3 protein-coding genes are annotated in these 4,699 nt (G+C 74.0%); all 3 read left to right on the top strand.

Going from position 1 to position 4,699, the window contains the following annotated elements; translation table 11 throughout:
- Window positions 1–194: 194 nt before the first annotated feature.
- On the top strand, window positions 195–1,649 hold the full coding sequence (locus tag RKE29_RS28035) for an aldehyde dehydrogenase family protein (RefSeq protein ID WP_312008488.1): 1,455 nt from the start codon (window positions 195–197) through the stop codon (window positions 1,647–1,649).
- A gap of 213 nt (window positions 1,650–1,862) precedes the next feature.
- Window positions 1,863–3,176, top strand: a complete 1,314-nt coding sequence (gene dxr / locus RKE29_RS28030) for a 1-deoxy-D-xylulose-5-phosphate reductoisomerase (RefSeq protein WP_312008487.1) — start codon at window positions 1,863–1,865, stop codon at window positions 3,174–3,176.
- Complete coding sequence (locus RKE29_RS28025) at window positions 3,173–4,474, top strand: site-2 protease family protein (protein ID WP_312008486.1); 1,302 nt, start codon at window positions 3,173–3,175, stop codon at window positions 4,472–4,474. The genes dxr and RKE29_RS28025 overlap by 4 nt, the downstream gene beginning before the upstream one ends.
- Window positions 4,475–4,699 lie beyond the last annotated feature (225 nt).

Genomic DNA, 4,699 nt, shown 5'->3' with positions numbered 1-4,699 from the left:
GGACCCCTCTGCGCCCCGGCCCGGACCCGGCGCCAGGGCGGGCCCGGACCGCGCGCCGCCGCGGCGTGCGCCGCCCGCCCACTGCTACGCGCCGGACAACGCCCCGGTGCTCCCGGACGCCTACGGTGGAAGGTGACGAGGCGGCAGGGAAACCTCCCACCACCGCACCCCACTTCGGAAGGCCGGGAACCGCTGTGACTGTCACGACTGCCCCCCACGCGTTCTGGCTCGCCGGCCGCGAGGCGACCGGCGAGGAGACCTTCGAGGTCACGTCCCCCTGGGACGGCCGGTCCGTCGGTTCGGCGAGCGTGCCCACCGAAGCGCAGGTCGAGGAGGCCGTCGCCGCGTCCGTGGCCGTGGGACCCGCGTTCGCCGCCAGCCCCGCGCACGTCCGGGCCGCCGCCCTGGACCTGGTCTCGCGCCGGCTCCAGGAGCGCGCGGAGGAGTTCGCACGCCTGATCTGCGCCGAGAACGGCAAGCCGGTGAAGTGGGCGCGCGGCGAGGTCGGCCGCGCCGTCGCCGTCTTCCGCATCGCCGCCGAGGAGGCCCGCCGGTTCAACGGCGGCGAGGCCCAGCGCCTGGACACCGAGCCCACCGGCGCCGGGCGGCTCGCCCTGACCCGCCGCTTCCCGCGCGGCACCGTGCTGGGCATCGCGCCGTTCAACTTCCCGCTCAACCTGTGCGCGCACAAGGTCGCCCCGGCGCTCGCCGCCGGCGTCCCGATCATCCTCAAGCCCGCGCCGGCCACGCCGCTGTCGGCCCTGCTGCTCGGCGAACTGCTGGCCGAGACCGACCTGCCCGCCGGGTCCTGGAGCGTGCTGCCGGTGCCGAACGACCGGATGCCCGCCCTGGTCCAGGACGAGCGGCTGCCGGTCATCTCCTTCACCGGCTCCGACCGGGTCGGCTACGCGATCCGCGCGTCGGTGCCGCACAAGCGGTGCACGCTGGAACTGGGCGGCAACGGCGCGGCGGTGGTCCTGGCCGACTACGCGGCCGAGGACCGCCTGGACTGGGCGGCGGGCCGCATCGCCGTCTTCTCCAACTACCAGGGCGGCCAGTCCTGCATCGGCGTGCAGCGGGTCGTCGCGGACGCGGCCGTGTACGACCGGCTCGTACCGAAGGTGGTCGCCGCGGTCGAGGCGCTGGCCACCGGCGACCCGGCCGACGAGGCCACCGACGTGGGCCCGATGATCAGCGAGGACGCCGCCCAGCGCGTCGAGTCCTGGGTGGACGAGGCCGTACGGGCCGGGGCGCAGGTGCTCACGGGCGGCAAGCGCGAGGGCACCAGCTACGCGCCGACCGTGCTCGCGGACGTGCCGGACGACGTCACCCTCGCCCGCGAGGAGGCCTTCGGGCCGGTGCTCACCGTGCGGCGGGCCGCGGACGAGTCGGCGGCGTTCGCCGCGGTCAACGACTCGAAGTACGGCCTCCAGGCGGGCGTGTTCACCTCCGACCTCCAGGCCGCCTTCCGGGCCCACCGGGCGCTGGAGGTCGGCGGAGTGATCATCGGCGACGTGCCGACGTACCGCGCCGACCAGATGCCCTACGGCGGCGTCAAGCGCTCCGGGGAGGGCCGCGAGGGCGTGCGCTTCGCGATGGAGGACTACACCTACGAGCGGGTCATGGTCCTCACCGGCCTCGACCTGTGAGCCGCCGGTGAGCCCCCGGTGAGCCCGCCCGGGCCCGTACCCGCCCGCGCTCCCGCCCGCGGCCGGGTACGGGCACCGGCGCGCCGCGCGCCGGGAGCGCCGGCGCGGGACCCGGCCGGAAACCGGCGCGCCGCACCAACGCGGTGCACCGCGTTCGACAGATCGGCGGGTGGGCTTGACGGCGGTGTCGGCGGGACCGGCCACAATGGGGGGATGACGGATTCCCTGGCTGACCCGCACCTGCTCTTCCCGGCCGTCGGTGCCGCCTCCGGCGGGCCGCGCGACCTGGTGATCCTGGGGGCCACCGGCTCCATCGGCACCCAGGCGGCCGACGTGGTGCTGCGCAACCCCGACCGCTTCCGGGTCACCGGCCTGTCCGCCGCGGGCGGCCGGCCGGAGCTGCTGGCGGAGCAGGCGCACCGGCTGCGCGTGGCGACGGTGGCGGTCGCCCGGCCGGAGGCGGTGCCCGCGCTGCGCGCGGCGCTGTCCGCGCGGTACGGGGCGGGCGAGCCGCTGCCGGAGATCCTGGCCGGGCCGGACGCGGCGACCGAGCTGGCCCGGTCGGACGTGCACACGGTCCTCAACGGCATCACCGGCTCCATCGGCCTGGCGCCCACCCTCGCCGCCCTGGAGGCGGGCCGGGTGCTGGCCCTGGCCAACAAGGAATCCCTGATCGTCGGCGGACCGCTGGTGCGGGCGGTGGCCAAGCCCGGCCAGATCGTGCCCGTCGACTCCGAGCACTCCGCCCTGTTCCAGGCGCTGCTCGGCGGGCGGCGGCGGGAGGTGCGCAAGCTGGTGGTCACCGCCTCGGGCGGCCCGTTCCGGGGGCGTACGAGGGCGGAGCTGGACCGGGTCACGCCCGAACAGGCGCTGGCCCACCCGACCTGGGACATGGGCCCGGTGGTCACGGTCAACTCCGCGACGCTGGTCAACAAGGGCCTGGAAGTCATCGAGGCCCACCTGCTGTTCGACATCCCGTTCGAGCGCATCGAGGTCGTCGTCCACCCGCAGTCGTATATCCATTCGATGGTCGAGTTCACGGACGGCTCGACGCTCGCCCAGGCGAGCCCGCCCGACATGCGGCTGCCCATCGCGCTGGGCATCGGCTGGCCCGACCGGGTGCCCGACGCCGCCCCGGGATGCGCCTGGGACACCGCGCGGACCTGGGAGTTCTTCCCGCTGGACGAGGAGGCGTTCCCCGCCGTGAGCCTGGCCCGGCACGTCGGCGGGCTCGGCGGGACGGCCCCGGCGGTGTACAACGCGGCAAACGAGGAATGCGTCGACGCGTTCCTCGCCGGGAAGCTGCCGTTCAACGGAATTGTCGATACCGTCGCGGAAGTGGTGGCCGAAGGTCTGGCGTCCGGTGCCGTGACGGACCGCCACGGCGCCGGACGGCCGGACGGCCTCCCGGCAGCGGGAACCGGGCTCACGGTCGAGGACGTTCTCGCCGCGGAGACATGGGCCCGCGCCCGTGCCCGCGAACTGGCCGCCCGAGCGGCTCAGGCGACACCGGAGGCTCGCGCATGACGACACTGATGACGGTCCTCGGCATAGTCGTCTTCGCCGTCGGCCTGCTGTTCTCCATCGCCTGGCACGAGCTCGGCCACCTGTCCACGGCCAAGCTCTTCGGCATCCGGGTGCCTCAGTACATGGTCGGCTTCGGTCCGACGATCTTCTCCCGGAAGAAGGGCGAGACGGAGTACGGCGTCAAGGCCGTCCCGCTCGGCGGCTACATTCGCATGATCGGCATGTTCCCGCCCGGCGACGACGGCCGGATCGCCGCCCGCTCCACCTCGCCCTGGCGCGGCATGATCGAGGACGCCCGGTCGGCCGCCTTCGAGGAGCTGAAGCCCGGCGACGAGACCCGGCTGTTCTACACGCGCCAGCCGTGGAAGCGCGTGGTCGTCATGTTCGCCGGCCCCTTCATGAACCTGGTCCTCGCCGTGGGGATCTTCGTCGGCGTCATGATGACCTTCGGCGTCAACACCCAGACCACCACCGTCGGCTCGGTCTCCGAGTGCGTGGTCGCGGCCTCCTCCGCCACCGACACCTGCCCGAAGGACGCCAAGGACTCCCCGGCCAAGGCCGCCGGGCTGCGCCCCGGGGACCGGATCGTCTCCTTCGGCGGCCACCGCACCCCCGACTGGGACACCCTCCAGCGGCACATCCGCGAGACCACCGGACCGGCCACCCTCACCGTCGAGCGGGACGGCGCCCTTAAGGTCCTGCACGCCGACCTCATCCGCAACCAGGTCGCCAAGTCCGACGGCTCCGGCGGCTACGTCGAGGGCGAGTACGTCTACGCCGGCTTCCTCGGCTTCACCCCCGCCAGCGGCGTCGTCCAGCAGTCCTTCGGGCAGTCGCTGGACCGCATGGGCACCATGGTCCGCGACGGCGTCGACTCGCTGATCGACCTGCCCGCGAAGATCCCCGACCTGTGGAACGCGGCGTTCGGCGGCGGCGAGCGCAAGGAGGACTCGCCCATGGGGGTCGTCGGCGCCGCGCGCGTCGGCGGGGACGTCTTCAACCTCGACATCCCCCCGGAGCAGCAGGTCGCGACCATGCTCTTCCTCGTCGCGGGCTTCAACCTGTCGCTGTTCCTGTTCAACATGCTGCCGCTGCTGCCCCTGGACGGCGGGCACATCGCGGGCGCGCTGTGGGAGTCGGTGCGCCGCCACACCGCCCGGCTGTTCCGCCGCCCCGACCCCGGGCCGTTCGACGTGGCCCGGCTGATGCCCATCGCGTACGTGGTCGCGGGCATCTTCATCTGCTTCACCCTGCTGGTGCTTGTGGCGGACGTGGTGAACCCCGTGAAAATCACGTGAAGCCGTCCGGCGGCGGGAATATCACCTCCGGGTGCGCCCCGCCGCCGGATGCGCGCCCGGCCCCCCGGGTGCCGTAGGCTCGTATCGCCGCGGCCCGTGGTCGCCCGCCGACCCGCGCCGGGCCCGGCCGCGCCCTGCCCGCGGTCCGGTGCACACGACCGATTCTCCCGAGGGTTGCACTTCTGATGACCGCTGTTTCGCTGGGAATGCCGTCTGTTCCGTTGA

Origin of the sequence: Streptomyces sp. B1866 (genome assembly GCF_031932565.1) — a bacterium.
In the GTDB taxonomy this organism is placed as follows: Bacteria; Actinomycetota; Actinomycetes; order Streptomycetales; family Streptomycetaceae; genus Streptomyces.
This window is presented reverse-complemented; position numbering and strand designations above follow the sequence as displayed.